The 17,129-nt window shown below is 69.4% G+C and carries 14 protein-coding genes and 1 pseudogene; 3 read left to right on the top strand and 12 right to left on the bottom strand.

Features of this window, described 5'->3' with window-relative positions:
* Position 1: 1 nt before the first annotated feature.
* From ACWGJM_RS39380 to ACWGJM_RS39340, 9 genes and pseudogenes are all read right to left on the bottom strand, one after another.
* Entirely contained in the window at positions 2-742 is a 741-nt protein-coding gene (locus ACWGJM_RS39380; RefSeq protein WP_453416555.1) for an ABC transporter permease, read from the bottom strand.
* On the bottom strand, positions 739-1,674 hold the full coding sequence (locus ACWGJM_RS39375) for an ABC transporter ATP-binding protein (protein ID WP_453416554.1): 936 nt from the start codon (positions 1,672-1,674) through the stop codon (positions 739-741). The genes ACWGJM_RS39380 and ACWGJM_RS39375 overlap by 4 nt, the downstream gene beginning before the upstream one ends.
* A gap of 144 nt (positions 1,675-1,818) precedes the next feature.
* On the bottom strand, positions 1,819-4,170 hold the full coding sequence (locus tag ACWGJM_RS39370) for a hypothetical protein (protein ID WP_453416553.1): 2,352 nt from the start codon (positions 4,168-4,170) through the stop codon (positions 1,819-1,821).
* A 158-nt stretch (positions 4,171-4,328) separates the two neighbouring features.
* Positions 4,329-4,745 (bottom strand): DUF6113 family protein, encoded by a 417-nt coding sequence (locus ACWGJM_RS39365; protein ID WP_453416552.1) that lies wholly within the window; start codon positions 4,743-4,745, stop codon positions 4,329-4,331.
* Positions 4,742-5,599, bottom strand: coding sequence for an N-acetyl-1-D-myo-inositol-2-amino-2-deoxy-alpha-D-glucopyranoside deacetylase (gene mshB, locus ACWGJM_RS39360; RefSeq protein ID WP_453416551.1), 858 nt, complete (start codon positions 5,597-5,599; stop codon positions 4,742-4,744). Before mshB ends, ACWGJM_RS39365 begins: the two co-directional genes overlap by 4 nt.
* Positions 5,600-5,651: 52 nt before the next feature.
* A complete protein-coding gene (locus ACWGJM_RS39355; protein ID WP_453416550.1) occupies positions 5,652-6,314 on the bottom strand; it encodes a hypothetical protein in 663 nt (220 codons plus the stop codon).
* Between the two features lie 142 nt (positions 6,315-6,456).
* A complete protein-coding gene (locus tag ACWGJM_RS39350) occupies positions 6,457-7,077 on the bottom strand; it encodes a Uma2 family endonuclease (protein WP_453416549.1) in 621 nt (206 codons plus the stop codon).
* Between the two features lie 52 nt (positions 7,078-7,129).
* On the bottom strand, positions 7,130-8,038 hold the full coding sequence (locus ACWGJM_RS39345; protein WP_453416548.1) for a helix-turn-helix domain-containing protein: 909 nt from the start codon (positions 8,036-8,038) through the stop codon (positions 7,130-7,132).
* A gap of 220 nt (positions 8,039-8,258) precedes the next feature.
* Positions 8,259-8,601: pseudogene (locus ACWGJM_RS39340) on the bottom strand (ATP-binding protein).
* A 173-nt stretch (positions 8,602-8,774) separates the two neighbouring features.
* Here ACWGJM_RS39340 and ACWGJM_RS39335 point away from each other — a divergent pair.
* Complete coding sequence (locus tag ACWGJM_RS39335) at positions 8,775-9,074, top strand: NIPSNAP family protein (RefSeq protein WP_453416547.1); 300 nt, start codon at positions 8,775-8,777, stop codon at positions 9,072-9,074.
* 8 nt (positions 9,075-9,082) lie between these two features.
* Here ACWGJM_RS39335 and ACWGJM_RS39330 read toward each other — a convergent pair whose 3' ends face one another.
* Positions 9,083-12,640, bottom strand: coding sequence for an nSTAND1 domain-containing NTPase (locus ACWGJM_RS39330; RefSeq protein WP_453416546.1), 3,558 nt, complete (start codon positions 12,638-12,640; stop codon positions 9,083-9,085).
* Between the two features lie 357 nt (positions 12,641-12,997).
* Here ACWGJM_RS39330 and ACWGJM_RS39325 point away from each other — a divergent pair, with 357 nt between their 5' ends.
* Together ACWGJM_RS39325 and ACWGJM_RS39320 are read left to right on the top strand one after the other, a co-directional pair.
* Positions 12,998-13,876: a helix-turn-helix domain-containing protein gene (locus ACWGJM_RS39325; RefSeq protein ID WP_453416545.1), complete on the top strand. Its 879-nt coding sequence runs from the start codon at positions 12,998-13,000 to the stop codon at positions 13,874-13,876.
* Complete coding sequence (locus tag ACWGJM_RS39320) at positions 13,873-14,082, top strand: DUF397 domain-containing protein (protein ID WP_453416544.1); 210 nt, start codon at positions 13,873-13,875, stop codon at positions 14,080-14,082. Before ACWGJM_RS39325 ends, ACWGJM_RS39320 begins: the two co-directional genes overlap by 4 nt.
* Positions 14,083-14,090: 8 nt before the next feature.
* Here the strand turns inward: ACWGJM_RS39320 and ACWGJM_RS39315 are convergent, their stop codons facing one another.
* Positions 14,091-15,674 (bottom strand): type I restriction-modification system subunit M, encoded by a 1,584-nt coding sequence (locus ACWGJM_RS39315; protein WP_453416543.1) that lies wholly within the window; start codon positions 15,672-15,674, stop codon positions 14,091-14,093.
* On the bottom strand, positions 15,671-17,128 hold the full coding sequence (locus ACWGJM_RS39310; protein ID WP_453416586.1) for a restriction endonuclease subunit S: 1,458 nt from the start codon (positions 17,126-17,128) through the stop codon (positions 15,671-15,673). The genes ACWGJM_RS39315 and ACWGJM_RS39310 overlap by 4 nt, the downstream gene beginning before the upstream one ends.
* Position 17,129 lies beyond the last annotated feature (1 nt).

Below are 17,129 nucleotides of genomic sequence, written 5' to 3'. Positions count from 1 at the left end.
CTCACGCCTTCAGCGTGTCCTTCCGGTACAGCCAGGCCGCGCTGCCCGCGAAGAGGACGAAGAACACGGCGAGGATGGCGATGTCCTGGGCGTGCGGGGCCTGGCTCTGCTCGATCGCCCGTCCGAGAGCAGCGTACGCGTGCGTGGGGAGCCACTTGGCGATGTCCTGGAGCCAGGTCGGGAAGGTGGAGGACGGGAACCACAGGCCGCCGAGTATCGACAGACCGAAGTAGATGATCATGGTGAGCGGGCGCACCGCGTCCCCGGAGGCGAGGTAGCCGATGGCGACGCCGAGCGCGGCGAAGACCAGGCTGCCGGCCCAGATCGCGCCGGTGAGGGCGAGCCACTGCCAGGCGTCCAGGCGTACGTCCTTCACGGCGGCGGCGACCAGGAAGACGACCACGATGGACGGCAGGCTGACGACGGCGGCGCTGGCGGTCTTGGCGAGTACGTATCCCCGCCCGGGAAGCGTGGTGAGCCGCAGCTGCCGTACCCAGCCGTTCTCCCGTTCCTTGGCGATGCGCTCGCTGTTGCCCATCAGAACGGCGGTCAGGGCGCCGAAGGAGGCCATGGAGACCATGACGTACGCCGCGACGGTCAGACCGGTGCCGTCGACCTTGCCGTTGGTGCCGCTCTGGTTCGAGGCGAGCAGGAAGATGACCGACGGGTAGATCACCGAGAAGAACAGGAACTTACGGTTGCGCAGGGAGCGCGCGAGTTCGAGCTTGATGAGACTGTTCACGACTGCGTGACCTCCTTGGCCTCCTCGGCCTCCGTGATGGCGACGAAGGCCTGCTCGAGTCCGAGCCCGGCGACCTCGAGGTTGCGGGGGTAGACACCGAGGCCGTACAGGGCGTGCACGGTGGCGTCGGCGTCGGTGGACTGGATGCGGATCGTCGGGCCCGATATGCCGATCGTGGCGAGGAACGGCAGGCCGCGCAGGGCGGTCTCGTCGATCTCGCCCTCCAGGTCGAAGGAGACGCGGCGAGCGCCGGCCTTGGCCTTGATCTCGGCGGCGGTGCCGTCGGCCAGCAGCCGGCCCCGGTGCAGGACGAGCACCCGGTCGGCGATGGCGTCGGCCTCTTCGAGGTAGTGCGTGGCGAACAGCACGGTCCGCCCCTGGTCGGCCTGCTCGCGCATGGTGGCCCAGAAGGCCTGGCGGGCGGAGACGTCCATGCCGGTGGTCGGCTCGTCCAGGACGATCAGGTCGCTGTCGCCGGCCGTGGCGAGGGCGAAGCGGACGCGCTGGGCCTGGCCGCCGGAGAGCTTGTTGACCTTGCGGTCGGCGATCTGGGAGATGCCCGCGCGGGCGAGCACGTCGGCGGCCTTGTACGGCTTCGGGTGCAGATCGCAGGCGAGCTTGACCAGCTCGGCGACGGTGACCTCGTCCATCAGTCCGCCGCTCTGGAGCATGGCGCCCACCCGGCCGGCGACGATCGCCTCGCGCGGGCTGGTGCCGAAGACGCTGACCGTGCCGCGGTCGGCCTGCTTGAGGCCGAGCAGCAGGTCGAGGGTGGTGGACTTGCCGGCACCGTTCGGGCCCAGCAGGGCCACGGTCTCCCCCGGGTGCAGCTGGAGCGAGAGCCCGTCCACGGCCCGTGTGCTCCCGTACGTCTTGCTCACCTGATCGAACCCGACCACCGGGGTGGTGGTGGTCGCCGCTGTCGTTGTCATGACGTACATGCTGGCTTCAGGGCCCGGGCCGTCGTCAGTGTCGGCGGTCCTGAGTGCCGGATGACAGATGTCATGCGGAGGGCGTGACATGACAAGAGGGGGCGCCCGGTGCTCTCCGGGCGCCCCCTCTTTCGTCGGGCCCGCTCAGCTCGGGTTCGTGTCGATGACCGCGATCCGGTTGGTCTTGCTCATCAGCGCGGTGCGCAGGTTGATGTAGACCTCGTCGACCGTGAGGGGGGTCTTCTTGCCGTTGGCCCGGGTGATCAGCACGTTGTCGAAGGCGTGGCCGTACAGCGCCTTCAGGGCGGCCTTGTCCGGGGCGTCGACCAGCTTGCCGTCGACGGCCTTCACCCGGAGGAACTTCCACAGCGAGTTCTGCGGGCTGAGCACGACCGAGTGCGCGGCGTCCGTCTGCACCGTGGCGTTGGCGGACATCGCCGGCTCCGCGAACTTCTTCATCTCGCGGTCGACCTCGGCGTTGGAGACCGTCGGCTGTCGGGTGGTGGTCGGCACGGTCACCGGAGTCACGGTGCCGGTCTCCACCTCCGCGCGGTACGCCTCCTTGACGGCCTCCGTGGACCGGGCGGCGTCGACGGCCTTGCCGGCCTTGCCGTAGACCGCGACGGCCTTGCCGGACTTGAACTCGATCGTGCCCTCGGTGACCGAGCCGGAGCCGCCGCCGACGCCCTTCAGGGCCGCCTGGAGCTTCTCCTCGTCGACCGGCATCGCGGGCTCGACGACCCGCTTCTGCCCGAAGAGCGAACCGATCACGGAGACCGGGTTGTAGTCGCTCTTCGCCGCCGCGCCGACCGTGGACTGGAAGTCGAACTGGAGGCCCGCCTGGTCCGGCGTGAGGGAGACCGTCCTGCCGCCCACCGACAGCTTCAGCGGCTTGTTCACCCGCTCGCCGAAGGCGTCGTCGAGCTTCTTGACGGCTTCGTCCCGGGTGCCGCCGCCGATGTCGACGCCGAGCACGGTGGTGCCCTTGGGCACGTCGGAGTGGTTCATCAGCAGCCCGGCGCCGTAGGCGACACCGGCGACCACGACCACGCCGCCGCCGAGCAGCACCAGCTTGCTGCGGCCCTTCTTCTTGGCCTTCTTGGACTTGGTCTCCGACACGTTCTGCGAGACCGGCTCGGGCAGCTTGGGGGGCGTGTGCGGCAGCGGCCCGCCGGCGGGCGTGCCCGGCCCGAACGGGGACGTGGCGCCCGGCGGGACGACCGGAATGCCGCTGGTGACGGTGTGGCCGGAGACGTTGTCCGCCGGGGAGCCGTAGCCGGGGGTGCCCTCGGGGGCGGGCTTCTGCGGGGTGAGGATCGCGGTGTCGTCGCTCATGCCGCCGCCGGGTCCGCGGCCCGCGACCGGGCCGGTGCCCGCGCCGGGGGCACCAGGGGCGCTGGTGGCACCAGGGCCGCCGAAACCGCCTGGGGCGTCGAACGCCATGCCGGGGTCCAGGCCGATGTCGCCCAGGCCACCCGGACCACCTGAAGCACCCGGGGTGCCGCCGACGGGCGGGGCCAGCGGGCTGTCCCCGGTGACCGGGCCGCCGGTGGGGCCCGCGGGGCCCTGCGGCCCCCCGGCGCCACCACGGCCGCCCGGACCGTTGAAGTTGCTGGGACCACCTGGCCCGGCCGGGCCGCCCTGGCCCTTCGGACCACCGCGGCCGTTGTCCGCGAAGTACGGCAGATCGTCGCGGCTCGGCTCACCGCCGCCACCCGAGCCGGGACGGGGGACGTTGCCCTTGCCGTTGCCCAGCGGGCCCGCGGCCAGCGCCTCGGTGACGTCGAAGGAGCCGGTGCCGCCGCCGTGCCCGGGGGCCACGGGACCGCCGGTGGCGCCGGAGAACCCCGCGCCGTTCGTCCCGCCGGGCCGGGACGCGCCCGGCACGCTCATCGAGCCGACCACGCCACCGGGACGCCCCGCGCCCGGACGCGTACCGCCCGGGGAACCGGAGCCGCCCGGACGCGCGGCGCCCGAAGCCCCGGAACCGTTCGGACGCGTACCGCCCGCGGCACCCGCGCCCGGCGCCGTAGCGGCGCCCGCGGCGGAACCGCCGGGCAGACCGGCGCCGTTCGTGCCGCCGCCGCCCGGACCGCCCTTGGGCGCGCCGGACTTGCGGGGAGCGAACCAGTCGCTGGTCTTCTCGTCACCCGGCGCGGCGGGCTCGGCGGGCGGCTCCACGGTGCCCGTGGACGTCGCGGTGGGGGCCGCGGGTTGCGGGTCCGTGCCCGCGTCGTCGGCCGCGCTCTCGGTGTCCGCCGCGACGGGCGTGCGCATCACGACCGGCGGGATGGGCCGCGATCCGGGGATGTTGATCCGGATGCGCGTGGTCAGCGTGGTCTCGGTCTTGCGTTCCTCCGGCTGCGCGGCCGAACGGTCCGCGTCCGTACCGTCGTCGGAAACCATGGGGGTTCCGTACGGCGGCGTGCCCGAAGGGTATGCGGCTCCGCCGCGCCCGTTGGGCCCGGAGGACGGAGTGTCAGTTTCACGACTCAAGGCAGGTTCTCCCGGTTGGCTCCGCCGCCCGCGTTACGACCTCTCTCGGGCGACTCGGCGGCGCGCACCACCATACTGGCCACTTCTGGCGCTTATCCCACGACCGCTGGGGAAACCCACACCGGACTCGCACGCACGCCGCATGGCGAAGTGGTACGTCACTTGCCAAGTCGGGCGGCACCGGCCCCAGGTTGCCGCCCGGGCCCAAGGGTGGCGCAGATCACAGCGAGGGCCATGCCGCCGAGCAGGAACAGATAGGAGCCGCCGCCCGCACCGAACAGGAAATCCCCTTCGGGACGGCTGGCGGTGAGGAAGATGACGGTGACGATCCAGCCGGCCACCGGCGCGACCGCCCCGGCGCGACTGCCCATCGCGTACGCCCCGCCGAGGAACAGCCCGGCCGCGCCCGCCAGGGCGAGCAGCAGTCCCCCCGGGAACCAGCCGGCCTGCACCAGGGCTCCGGCCATGGCGACCACCACGCCGAGCACGAACAGCCCCAGAAGGGCGGCGATCCGCCCACCTGAGGGACGCCGCAACGGCTGCGCGAGCATCGAGCCCCGGCCTGCCCCGCTCATGACGCCTCCTCGATCCCGGCGAACAGATCGGTCTCCCGCACGGCGGGCCGCTCACCACTCACCAACTCGTAGTACTCCGTGGTGAACAGGGGCTGCGCCAGCTCGTTGGAGAGCGCGAAGTAAGGCTCGGCGACCTCGATCTGGGTGGCGTGCGCGCGCATCGCGGCGGCCTTGGCGGCGGCGTGGGCGCTGCCGTCGACCATGGTGGTGATCCGCTCCTCGTCGACCACGCCCGGCACGTCGTCCACGGCGGCGGCCTTGGCGAAGGGCAGGCCGGGCAGGTCATCGGCCAGCCTGCCGAAGGCGGCCTCGGCGACGGAACGCGGCACCCGGTTCCAGTAGACCTTGGGGACCCGCCAGCCCGCCTCGGCGGCCAGCTCCACGGCTCTCATGGCGACGCGATGGGCCTGGATATGATCAGGGTGGCCGTATCCCCCGTTCTCGTCGTAGGTGACGAGCACCTGGGGGCGGACCTCGAGGATCACCTGGACGAGGTGCCCGGCGGCCTCGTCGAGATCGGCCTGCCAGAAGCAGGCAGGATCCTCATTGTCCGGGATGCCCATCATGCCGGAGTCCGAGTAGCGCCCAGCGCCGCCGAGCAGCCGGAAATCCGCGACGCCCAGTTCCCCCGTCGCGGCCGCCAGCTCCCGCAGCCGGTACTCACCCAGGGCGGCACCGGTCAGATGCCGCAGCCCAGGCGGAATGACCTCACCGCGCTCCCCGAGGGTGCAGGTGACCAGCGTCACCCGGGCACCCCGGGCCGCGTACGCGGCCATGGTCGCGCCGTTGTTGATCGACTCGTCGTCCGGGTGCGCGTGCACCAGCAGCAGACGCCGCGCGGGTGGTTCCGTCATGGGCCCAGCCTACGAGGCTCCGCCCTCCCTCCCGGCCGTGCCTCGTCGCTTGTCACCCTTCTCCGTCGAGCACGTGCGCGATGGCGAGCGCGATCCGCTCGATCCAGTCGATCGCGTCGGTCACCTCGGCCTCGTCGATGGGACGGCGCTGCTTGAGATCGCCGTCGATCAGGTCGGCGTCGTGCGCGATCTTGTTACGTCGTTGAGTGATCTCCAGATAGCGACTGCGGAGCTTCTTCTCGTTGAGCGTGGTGCGGCCCTGGAAGAATTCCTTGTTGACGCAGCCCGCCGCCTCGTACCAGACCTTCTTCTCCGTCACGAGCTTGAGTACTTCGGAGATTTTTCCCGGGTGCTGGAGCGCCTGCCCCGAGAGTTTCTCGCGCAAGTGCTCGACGACAGCTTCCGACAGGGTGACCTCGCCGCGGCGCACCGCCTCGACCCTGTGCAGCGGCAGCTCGTAAACGCGCAGCTGGTACGGCATCTCGGGACTGTCCTTGGCGGCCAGCTCGGCGACCCGGCGCAGGACCTCCTCGTGCAGCCAGTGGTCGATGGCGGCGACGGCCTGCACCCAGGCGGCTCGGTAGAAGTCGTCGATGTCGATAGTGGGCGAGCGGAAGGGCGTGAGCATCGCGCCCGCTTTGACCATGCGCCGGGCATAGGAGAGGTTCGTCATGAACGCCTCGAACTGCCGGGTCTGCGGTCTGGAAATGGCCATGTGTACCCCGTACTGACTCTTCGCCGCGATCTTTACGAGAACGATTCCCGAGCCGTAGGGGTGTCAGTCAAGCCAAGCGGTGACGCCTCGGATCAAGGTGACCGAAAGCGGCCCGTCCGTATCCGGAAGACGCCCTTCAGTGTCAGGACAGGGGCCTGCCCTCGGCACCCTCGTCCTGGTAGCGCGGCAGGCCGTCCGTCGAAATGGTCCAGTCGCCGATCGTGACGTCCTCGCCGTAGAAGAAGTCCTTGCGGGTGGCATAGCGGGGACCGCCCGGGGCGGGATGGATGTCCGTGAAGACGGCGCCGCTTCCCGTACGGGGGTCGAAGACCGCGTAGACCGGAATGCCCATCAGGGGGTAGTCGCGGACCTTTCCCACCCAGTCGTTGTCCGGGTTGGAACGGGAGACGATCTCAATGGCGGCGATCAGGGTGCGGGGGTCGAAGGAACCGCCACCCTCCATATCGGCCATGGCGATGACCATCACGTCAGGGTGCCGCAGGATGGCTTCGGGCTCGTCCTCCACATCGGGCTCCCCCGTGTGGGCGACGAGCTCTTCCGGCATGACCTTCTCCAGGCGCTTCCGGAGATGCAGCGCGGTCAGCTCGTGCTGCTTCACGGGCGACATCATGTCGTGGACGAGTCCTTCCTTGGTGATCTCGAACTTGCCGGGGAGGGTGTCCTCCACGGACTGAACGAAGTCCCGCATGGCGTGATAGGCGTGGGAAGCACCCTGCCGCGCGTTGCCCTGTGCGATGGTCATGGCGCTCGCTCCTCGTCGTCTGTGCCCAGGGGCAAGGATCGTCGCTCTCATGCTAGGCGGCCTCCTCGGTGTCGCAGCGGCAGTCACGGCAGCGGCCGGGTTCGGGTGCGCGGAAGGGGCGGTCACAGCCGTCGCATGTCTGCAACGGGTGCCGTACGGGCGGTGGAGCGGCCGGTTCGCGGAACGGAGGCGGGGGCGGCAACTGCTCGCGGAGGCGGTGGGCCAGCAGGGCGGCGGGCCGGTGCGGCCCCTCGGGCGGCAGGTCGGCGGTCAGCGCCCGTCGTACGGCGGTGGGGCTGACGTCGCGCTCCAGCCAGGCGGCGACGCCGGGGGCCAGATGGTCTGCGTCGCGGGCGGAGAGGAGCAGCCGGGAGTCGTGACGCCGCAGGTCGGCGAGGATGTCGGTGGCCGCCTGGAGGAGGGACGGGGCGGTGCAGGCGGGCTGCGGCACGGCGGGGAGGGGCTTGCGGGTGCGAGCGGGGGCGTGCCTGGCGGGCGGTGCCGTCGTTCGGGTGGCGGCCCTGTCGGGGTAACCCGGCTTGTCGGCGTGGCGCCGGGCCGCCGGCTGGTTGCGGGAGGCCGTGGGCTGGTTGCAGGAGACCGTGCGGGTGACGATCCGGCCGTCGGGGACGCGGTGGCGTTCGCGGCGCAGGTAGCCGTGGGCCTCCAGTTCACGCAGCGCGGCGGCGATCCGCGTCGTTCCCTCGGGGAAGCGGGCGGCGAGGCTCTTGATGTCCACGCGGGCGCCCTTCGGCAGCGACTGGATGTGACAGCCCAGGCCGATCGCGAGGAGCGAGAGGTCGGAGTGCTGGACCAGGTGGTTGCCGATCACCGTGAAGCGGGTGGTGTGACGGGTGTGCTCGTGCAGGAGCCCGCCGGTGTGGTGGCCCCGGTTCGGGTGCTTGTTGCCCGCGGTGCGGGACTGGGCGTGCGGGGGCACGCTAGGGTGCTGCGTATCCATCGGGAAGGCCTTCTCTTCCTCGGTGGTCAGGCCCTCGCACTGGGATTGCCGTCCCGGCGGGGGCCGTCGCATGTCTGCGGTTGTGTTGCGCTGAGCGTAGGACACGCAAGGGGTCACAAATCCAGCCGAGTTGCTGATGTTCACTCGCGCGGGTGAGGGCGTGCCGCGGGCGGGACGGGTGGGGTTTGGCGGGGTCCTTTCCCCCACGGTTCTTTGCTTCTCAGTCGCCGACACCACCGGAGCCCGTGGGGGCGGGTTCCGGTGCGGGAAAGCGCAGTTCGGCCCAGACGGTCTTGCGCGGACGCCGTCCCGGGGCTACTCCCCAGCGGTCGGCGAGCGCCTCGACAAGGAAGAGGCCCCGGCCGGACTCGGCGTCTACAGCGGGGTCCTGCGGGTGCGGCAGGTGTTCCCCGCTGGTGTCGGTCACCTCGATGCGCAGGGTGCAGTTCGGCGGCGAACAGGCGGCCGAGACGGGCTCCGCGTGGCGTAGGAGAGAGTCGCACACTGAAGTTGCGGACGGGGTGGTCGGGCTGAACCTCGGGGACGGCGGTTTCGTGGATCACGTCACTGAGAGTGGCCGCGTGCGCGCACCGTGAAAAGAGACGACGCCCTTGGGTACAGTGACTGTCCCGGAGATGTCCGGTGCTGTCCGGGCTGTCGGGAGGTGACGGAATCTTGTCGGCCTCCACGCCGACTCATGGTGGCAGAGACCTCCAGCTCGGAGAGGATGTCTGGCATGCCGAAGACCACACAGTTGCGCACCTACACCGTCCGGGACGGCCTGCTCGACGAGTGGGTCGAGCGGTGGCGGCAGGAAATCGTCCCATTGCGCCTGGAGTTGGGGTTCACCATCGGCGGGGCCTGGGTGGACCGGGAGCGCAACAAGTTCATCTGGCTGATCTCGTACGAGGGCCCTGAGACCTTTGCCGAGCGCAACGCGCTGTACTGGTCGTCGCCCGAGCGCAAGGCCATGGGCCTGGACCCGGACGACTACCTCGTCCACACCGACGACCGCACGGTCGACGGTGTCTACTGATCGCACGCTCACGCGGGGTCGAGCGGCAGCAGATGCTGACGCCTTTCCTCTTGGGTGAGGGTGCGGAAGACGCGTCCTCGGGCAATCGCCTCCAGCCGGTCGTAGTCCGGCTCCGCCTGCCACAGACGCGCCGTCCCGTCGGCCGATGCCGTGAGCAGCAGTGTGCCGTCCGGGGACCAGGCCACGGAGGTCACCTTGTCCTGGTGCACACCGACGACGGCGATCTCCTCAAGGGTGGTGGCGGACCATACCCGTACGGTGCGGTCGTCTGCGCCCGTGGCGATGTGCCGGCCGTCGGGTGACCAGGCGACGGCGCGAAGCCGCCCCTCGTGCCCCTTCAGCACCTCGATGCGCCGACCGGTGACGGCGTCCCACACGGCAGCCGTCCAGTCGCCCGAAGCAGTGGCGATCCTCGTCTCGTCCGGGGACCAGGCCGCGTCCTCCACGTAGTTTTCGTGGCCACGCAGCACCGTGAACTGCTGCCCTTCCCCTATGTCCCACAGCCGGCACGTGCGGTCGTCGGAGCAGCTGGCGAGCAGCCGTCCGCTCGGCGACCACGCCACCCGCCCCACCCAGTCCTGGTGTTCCGTCAGTTTCAGCAGCTCGGTACCGTCCGGCGCGGACAGGACACGCACGGCGCCGTCGTGGCCACCGGTGGCGATCCGGCCGCCGTCCGGGGACCAGGCGCACCCCTCGACGACCTCGCCGTGTCGTTCGAACAGCGTGCCGCCACGTCCGTCGGTGATCCGGAACAGGCCGTCGTTGGTGCTGATCGCGAGCCGCTCCCCCTGCGGAGCCCAGGCGACGGCCCAGACCCGGTCCTCCAGCTCCATCACTGGTCCGGCTGGTACGCCGGTGACCGCGTCCCACACCCGTACGGTCCCGTCGTCCGAGCCCGTGGCGAAACGGCTGCCGTCGCCGGACCACGCGGCCTGGTTCACCCCAGCGCGGTGTCCGTCGGCCAGTACGGCCTCGGCGCCCCGCGGGCGCAGGTCCCACACCATGCCGGTGCCGTCGGTGGAGCTGGTGGCGAGCATGGTCCCGCAAGGTGACCAGGTCACGCCCCACACGGTGTCGGCGTGGCCGCGCAGCACGGCCACGACCTTGGCGTCCTCGGTACCGACGATGCGCACAGTGCGGTCGGAGGAGGCGCTGGCCAGCATCCGCCCGTCCGGCGACCAGGCCAGGTTCCACACGTAGTCGGTGTGTCCTCGCAGCAACAGACGCAGGTCGCCGGTCCCAGCGTCCCAGATGCGGGCGGTGTGGTCCCCGGAGCCGGTGGCGATGTGTCGCCCGTCCGGTGACCAGGCGATGCCCTCCACGAAGTCCGAGTGTCCAACGAGAGTGGTGGCCGCCGTCCCGGTCGCCAGGTCCCACACGATCGTGGTCTGGTCGTGCGCGGCGGAAGCGAGGCGATCGCCGTCCGGCGACCAGGCCACTCCCCACACGTCCTCGCCGTGCCCGTGCAGCTCGTGCACGAGCCGCCCGGTATCGGCCTCCCAGACACGTACGGTCCGGTCCTTGGAGCTCGCCGCGACATGCCGGCCGTCCGGCGACCAGGCCACCTGCCTGTTGAGGTCTCCGGCGCCGGTGAGCAGCCGGACCGGCTCCCCCGAGTCGGCATCCCAGATCCGTACGACACGGTCCCGGCCGGCGGCTGCCACCCTCGCCGAGTCCGGCGACCAGGCGACGGACTCGACCATGACACCGTCACAGGGCAGCACCAGCAGATTGCGTCCGGACGGCGCGTCATGAATGCGAGCCGTGCCGTCCCGGGACGCCGTGGCCAGCATGCGCCCGTCGGGGGACCATGCGATGTGCCGGACGGTGTCGGTGTGTCCGTCGAGCCGTGCGCGGAGGTGACTCGCCGCCAGCGCCGCCATCAGCCCGCGCCTGGCCGATGGTGTGGGCGTGCACTCGCCGAGCGCGGCGAGCGAGAGCAGCAGGGAGCGCTCCGGTTCGCTCTCCGCGCTCAGGAGGACCTGACGGCCGATACTGTCGGAGACCTGGCCCAGGAAGGTCAGGTCTCGGCGCTGTGAGGACTCGACGAGCGCACGGGCGGGCGCGGACGCCTGCCCGGATTCCTCCAGTGCTTCGAGCCAGCGCCGGGCCGCCGCGAGGCGTTCCCCGGTGAGCAGATAGTCGTCGCTGCGTCCGGCCCGCTCCCAGTCGGCCGCCCATCGGTCCAGTTCGGCGCGCTCGCGAAGACGTTCCGCCCACGCCTCGACCTCCTGTCTCAGCGGTGCCCACTGACGGAACAGGGCCTCGTGCGTCACCTGCGCGAAGGGCTCGCTGCTGGTTGCGGAGGAGCCGCCGCCCGCGACATCGGTGCGCAGCAGCCGCGCCTCGATGAAGGCATCGACGACATGACGTGCCGGTTCGTCGAGTTCGGACAGCGGTACATGTCGGCGAGCCACGTCCTGGCCCTCGACGGTGACGAACCTGAGCAGGACCCGGAGGACGAAGTCGATGCCCACGGCCGCACCGAGCCCCGCCACGGTGTTGTCCGCCTGGCGCGCCAGCGCGCCAGGGACTCCTCCGAGCCGCCGGTACAGCTCCTCGGTAACTGTCCCGCCAGGGCCGGAGGCGAAGTACAACTCCTGAAGGAGGTAGGCGAGCAGCGGCAGGGCGTCGTCCGTACCGGTCTCGCTCACGATGGTGTCGACGACCCCGGGTTCGAAGCTGAGACCGACGAGGGCCCCGGGTCTCTCCACGACTTCGGCGAGCTGTGTCCTGCCCAATGTGCCGATGGCTACCGGGTGCTGGAGGAGCTCCGCGTGTCCGGTGCCGAGCAGTCGGCCGAGCAGGTCCACCCGGAGGGTGACCAGCACGCGGACCGCCGAATCCTGTTCCACGCAGATGCGCAGCGCATCGAGGAACTGGGCGCGTTCACGCTCCCCCGCCAGGGTGACGACCTCCTCGAACTGGTCGACCACGAGGAGCATCCGCCGGAACCGGCCAGCACGCAGCCGCGACAGCTCGGCGCGCAGCGCGTCCGGCCCCTGGCGCAGCCTGCGCAGTACGACGCTCGCCGTTTCCTGCCCGCCGGCGGCGGCCGCCAGCGCACCCGCGAGGGCGCCCAGCGGGTTTGGGCCAGGGGCGAAGGCCGGTACGACGGTCCAGCGGCGTTCCCGAAGTCGGGGCATCACTCCGGCTCTGACCAGCGAGGATTTCCCGCTCCCTGACGCTCCGACCAGCAGCAGGAAGCGTTCCGCGGGGCGGTTAGCGGTGGTGTGCAGCCTGCGTGTCAGTTCGGCGGCCTGTGCTTTCCGGCCGAAGTAGACGGGTGCCTCGTCCTCGCCGAACGCGTCGAGGCCCGGGTACGGGACCCGGTCACGCGGCCACTCGGTCTGGGGCGGGGCGGGATTCTCCAGCCGGTAGACGACGACCTGCCCGACCACTAGTGCCACGATCAGCACGCCGATGGCTGGAACGGAGAACCGCTTGATCGCCTCCAGCGCCCAGGGGGCCTTGTCCGTGTTGGTCGCGTAGTTGGTGGCGATCCCCAGTAAGCAGGCGACCAGCGCCAGCATGATCTGGAGCGCGACCTGCATACGGTTCCTCATCGGGCACCACTCGTGACCGCGTCGCCACCTGCCAGCACCCGCTCAACCCCCGTTCCACCGGCCACGAAAGACCGGCATCGCGTCATCCGCTCATGACCATCTTCTGAGGCCTGGCGAGAGCGTTCAACGGTGTGTGCGGGTTTCGGCCAGGCAGGACGGAGCGGGGTGCAACGGAACGTTCAGAGGTGCCGGTTTCGCGGATCGCGTCATGCGGAGTGCCGGGACCCACTTACCGTAATGGTGACGATGCGATTACTAATCGTGACTTTCGGGCTTTGTCCAGCGCTGTCCGGGCCGGTCGGAATGCTGCACAGGGCTAGCGCGTCGTTGTCAGGTCGCATGGAGGGAGGGCGCGGAGTGAGCGTGGACAGTGACGCGGGACGGCTCAGCACGGACGAGGTCGACGAGCCTGGTTGGGAGGTGGACCCTGACGATGACTGGGGTGTGGCCGTAGTCGCCACGGTGGGCCGGCAGTTGAAGCTGCGGCGGGAGGCGGCGGGGATGCGGGCCGCCGAGTTCGGGACGGCGGTGGGGTACGGGGAGGACCTTGTCTACAAGATCGAGGGCGGGAAGCGGATCCCGCGGCCCGAGTATCTGGACAAGGCGGACGAGGTGCTCGCGGCGGGTGGGTTGCTCTCGGCGATGAAGGAGGACGTGAAGAAGGTCCGCTATCCCAAGACTGTTCGGGACCTTGCACGAATGGAGGCCAAAGCGGCCGAGCTGACCGCTTACGGCACCCACAATCTTCACGGCTTGTTGCAGACTGCGGAGTACATGCGCGCATTGTTCGAGATGCGACGGCCGGCTCACCCGCAGGACGAGGTGGAGCGGCTGGTCGGTGCACGTATGGCCCGGAAATCGATCTTCGAGCGTGAACCTGCTCCCGACCTGTGCTTCGTCCAGGAAGAGGCGACGCTCAGGCGTCCACTCGGGGGCAAAATGGTGTTGCGCCGCCAGTTGGAACATCTCCTGGAACTCGGTCAGATGAGGAACGTGGAGATCCAGGTGATGCCGATCGACCGCGCGGTCCATGCTGGCATGGGAGGAGAGATCCAAGTGCTGAAGTTCGCTGACGGCACGTCAGTCGGCCGCGCCGAAGGAGACTTCGGCAGTCGGCCGGTCTCCGAGTTGAAGCATCTTCGGATCATGGAACTGCGGTGTGGCATCATCCGGGCTCAGGCTCTCTCGCCGGAGGAGTCGCTGGCCTTCATCGAGCAACTGCTGGGGGAGACATGATCCGGAAGACCTGCGCGGAGGACGGCCCAGGGCTGCGGTGGTTCAAAAGCAGCTACAGCGACAGCAGCAACAGCAACGAATGCGTTGAGGTCGCAATGACCACCGGCATCGTCCACGTACGCGACTCCAAGCACACCGTCGGCCCGCGCCTCCAGCTCTCGCCAGAGGCTTGGGCGGACTTCGTGCCGTACGCGTCCGAAGGCTGACCGGCCCGTTACTCGACCTCAGCCTCCGGCACGTCCACCTCGCCACCCAGGGAGCGGGCGATGGCCGTGAACTCGTTCAGGGCGGCCTGGAGGTCGCGGACGATCTCCTCGGCGATCACCTCGGGCGGCAGACCGCTGTCGGCGTCGTCAAGGGCCGGATCCTTCATCCACGTGATGTCGAGGTTGACCTTGTCGCGGGCGATGAGCTCCTCGTAGCTGAACTTCTTGAACGGCCCGTTCTCGTCCTGGGACTCAACACGGAACGACAGGGACTCACCCGGACGGTAGGCCTTCACGAAGTCGTCCAGGTGGGCGCGGGTGAGCGGGCGCTGCTTCAGTGTGAAGTGCTGGCCCGTACGGAAGTCGTAGACCCACGTTTCCGTGGTCTGCGGCTTGCCGTCGGCGCGCGGGGAGTTCTTCTCGAAGAAGAGAACGTTCGCCTTGACCCCGCCCGCGTAGAAGATGCCGGTGGGCAACCGCAGGATGGTGTGCAGATCGAACTCGTCCAGGAGCTTGCGGCGGACCTTCTCACCTGCTCCGCCCTCGAAGAGGACGTTGTCGGGCAGGACGACGGCAGCACGACCCCCGACAGCCGTGAGCGACATGATGTGCTGAAGGAAGTTGAGCTGCTTGTTGGTCGTGGTCGCGGTGAAGTCGTCGCGGTCGTACTGAATGTCCTCCTTCTCGACCTCGCCGTCCTGACCGATCACGGAGATCGCGGACTTGCGGCCGAAGGGAGGGTTGGCGAGGACCAGCGTGGCGTGCCTGCCGCTGGGCTTGTCGGCGAGGGCGTCGCCGACGTCGATGAGGCTGGGGCCGTCGCTTTTGCCGATGCCGTGGAGCAGCATGTTCATCGCGGCGAGGCGGGCGGTGCCGGTGACGAGTTCGTTGCCCCAGATCTTGCGGCCGCTGTCGTAGGCCATGCGCTCGTCCAGCGACATGGTCTTCATGTGGTGCTCGCGGATGTAGGCGTGGGCGGCGATGAGGAAGCCGCCGGTACCGCAGGCCGGGTCGGTGATGGTGTCATCCGGGCCGGGCCGCATGACATCGACCATGGCGTCGATGAGCGGGCGGGGCGTGAAGTACTGGCCGGCGCCGGTCTTGGTGTCCGAGGCGCCCTTGGCGAGCAGACCTTCGTAGGCGTCGCCCTTGAGGTCTGTTCCGGTGACCGTCCACTCCTCCCGGCCGATCAGCTCGACGACGAGCTTTTCGAGGAGGGCGGGCTTGGTGATCCGGTTCTGGGCGTCGGCGAAGATCGTGCCGATCGTGGTCTCAGGCTCGCGGCCGAGATGCTCCAGGATCTCTCGGTAGTGCTTCTCCAGCTCGGGACCGCGCTTGCCGACGAGTGACTGCCAGTTGTACTTGGCGGGGACGATGGCACTCATGTCGTGCCCGTCCCAGGGGTCGTTCTCGATCTCGTCGACCATCTTGAGGAAGAGCAGGTACGAGAGCTGCTCGACGTACTCGATGGTGGACATCCCGTTGTCACGCAGGACGTTGCAGTAGTTCCAGAGCTTGGAGACCAGGGTGTTGGTCTGCGCGGCGACCTTGGCCTTCTCGGCGGGCGGCTGGGCGTCTGCGGGGGCGGTCACAGGTCGAACTCCTGCTGTACGGCGAGGGCGGGGGCGGGGGTCGGCTCAGGGGCGGGGCCGCTTGCCTCGGCGGCCCGCGGGGCGGGGGCCTTGGCCGGCTTCTTGGCCGTGGCCTTGCGGGCGCGCTTGGGCTTGGGCTCCGCAGCGCGCTGAGCAACGATACGAGCCAAGAGAGTGGCAGCGGACTCGTCATCGGGCTGCTGTGCGACCAGCTCCCCTTCGAAGGCCCGCCTGAGCAGGGCCGCCCGGAGCGCGCCAGCGCGCCTCATTCCCTGGATCACCTGTTTTTCCATGGCAGCGATTCCGCTCAGCAGTTCCTCAGAACGCTGAACGAGCCGCTTCTGTACGTCCAGGGGCGGGACAGGGAATTCAACCTTCTTGAGGCGCTTGGCAGACAGGTGGGCGATGTTGGTCGTAATGCGCACTTCGCGCATGAAGCGCTTCGCGTGCAGGTGCCGACGAAATACGAGCAGGGCCCATTCCGGGAGGACGCCGTCGGCTGCCTTGAACCGCAGCAGGCTATTAGTGAAGGCGACATCCTCGGGAACTCCACGGTAGAGGGCCGGCCGCCCCACGAGATGCGGGCTCTGCCCTTCGTTGAGGAGAACGTCACCGGGCTCCAACCGGTACTTCCCCCAGACTCCCGAGAAGTCCATCTCCATGACGTCTGCGGTGTCGATCCGATCTTCGAAGACATTGGCGACACGCAGGTAGGGACGCATGTCAGGACCGTGATGCCAATCGGGATGCCGTGCACGCCCCAATTCGATCGTGCCCGCCCCCTCCACGGTCGTCATCTTCCACGAGGCGGGCAACTCGTCCGGCACAGACGAAACCAGGACGGTCTTACGCAGACCGTCCAACCGCCTGCGAGTGAGGTGGAGTGTCGCGGTACCTGCATCGAGCCGGGACAGTTGCTCTTCGAGAGCCTCAACGATGCGGTGCTGCTCCGCGAGCGGCGGCAAAGGGACCGACATCCCACGCAACGCCTCCTGCGAGAGGTTACGCATCGCATCCTTGGTACCGCTCGCCTTGGCCTCCACGTACACCCGGGCCTCGGGCGATCGCAAGAAGTGAACGAGCCAGCGCTTACTCACGCTCTCAGAGGGCACAAGCCGCAGGCTCTTGTCCGACAGAAGCAGCCTGGGGCGACACGCACCCACGAGAACCGGGGCCCCGACGTACGCCTTCGTATTGGCTCGACTGACCAGCACGTCACCCGGGTGGATCTCGTAAGCGGGGTCGAATTCCCGCCCCTTCGGAACGGCCTTGTTCTCGTCAGCATCGAATTTTCCCCAGGTCATGGCGCTGACTTTGATGACGCCCCACTCATCTGGTTGAGCCGGACGCGGTTCACACGTGAACGATTTACCCGCCTCGATACGGTGAAGCAGGTCCCCCAGCGTGGCCCAAGCCCACCCCGCCGGCAGCTCCCTCTCCCCATCCACGCTCACG

This window comes from Streptomyces sp. NPDC054834, from assembly GCF_053611185.1.
The sequence above is the reverse complement of the archived record's forward strand: the minus strand, read 5'-3'. Positions and strand labels throughout refer to the sequence as shown.

What these genes read in the sequence shown, in the direction of transcription:
- ACWGJM_RS39375 (WP_453416554.1), bottom strand. Translation starts at nt 1,674, where the DNA reads ATGACAACGACAGCGGCGACCACCACCACCCCGGTGGTCGGGTTCGAT.
- ACWGJM_RS39365 (WP_453416552.1), bottom strand. Translation starts at nt 4,745, where the DNA reads ATGAGCGGGGCAGGCCGGGGCTCGATGCTCGCGCAGCCGTTGCGGCGT.
- mshB (WP_453416551.1), bottom strand. Translation starts at nt 5,599, where the DNA reads ATGACGGAACCACCCGCGCGGCGTCTGCTGCTGGTGCACGCGCACCCG.
- ACWGJM_RS39355 (WP_453416550.1), bottom strand. Translation starts at nt 6,314, where the DNA reads ATGGCCATTTCCAGACCGCAGACCCGGCAGTTCGAGGCGTTCATGACG.
- ACWGJM_RS39350 (WP_453416549.1), bottom strand. Translation starts at nt 7,077, where the DNA reads ATGACCATCGCACAGGGCAACGCGCGGCAGGGTGCTTCCCACGCCTAT.
- ACWGJM_RS39345 (WP_453416548.1), bottom strand. Translation starts at nt 8,038, where the DNA reads ATGGATACGCAGCACCCTAGCGTGCCCCCGCACGCCCAGTCCCGCACC.
- ACWGJM_RS39335 (WP_453416547.1), top strand. Translation starts at nt 8,775, where the DNA reads ATGCCGAAGACCACACAGTTGCGCACCTACACCGTCCGGGACGGCCTG.
- ACWGJM_RS39330 (WP_453416546.1), bottom strand. Translation starts at nt 12,640, where the DNA reads ATGAGGAACCGTATGCAGGTCGCGCTCCAGATCATGCTGGCGCTGGTC.
- ACWGJM_RS39320 (WP_453416544.1), top strand. Translation starts at nt 13,873, where the DNA reads ATGATCCGGAAGACCTGCGCGGAGGACGGCCCAGGGCTGCGGTGGTTC.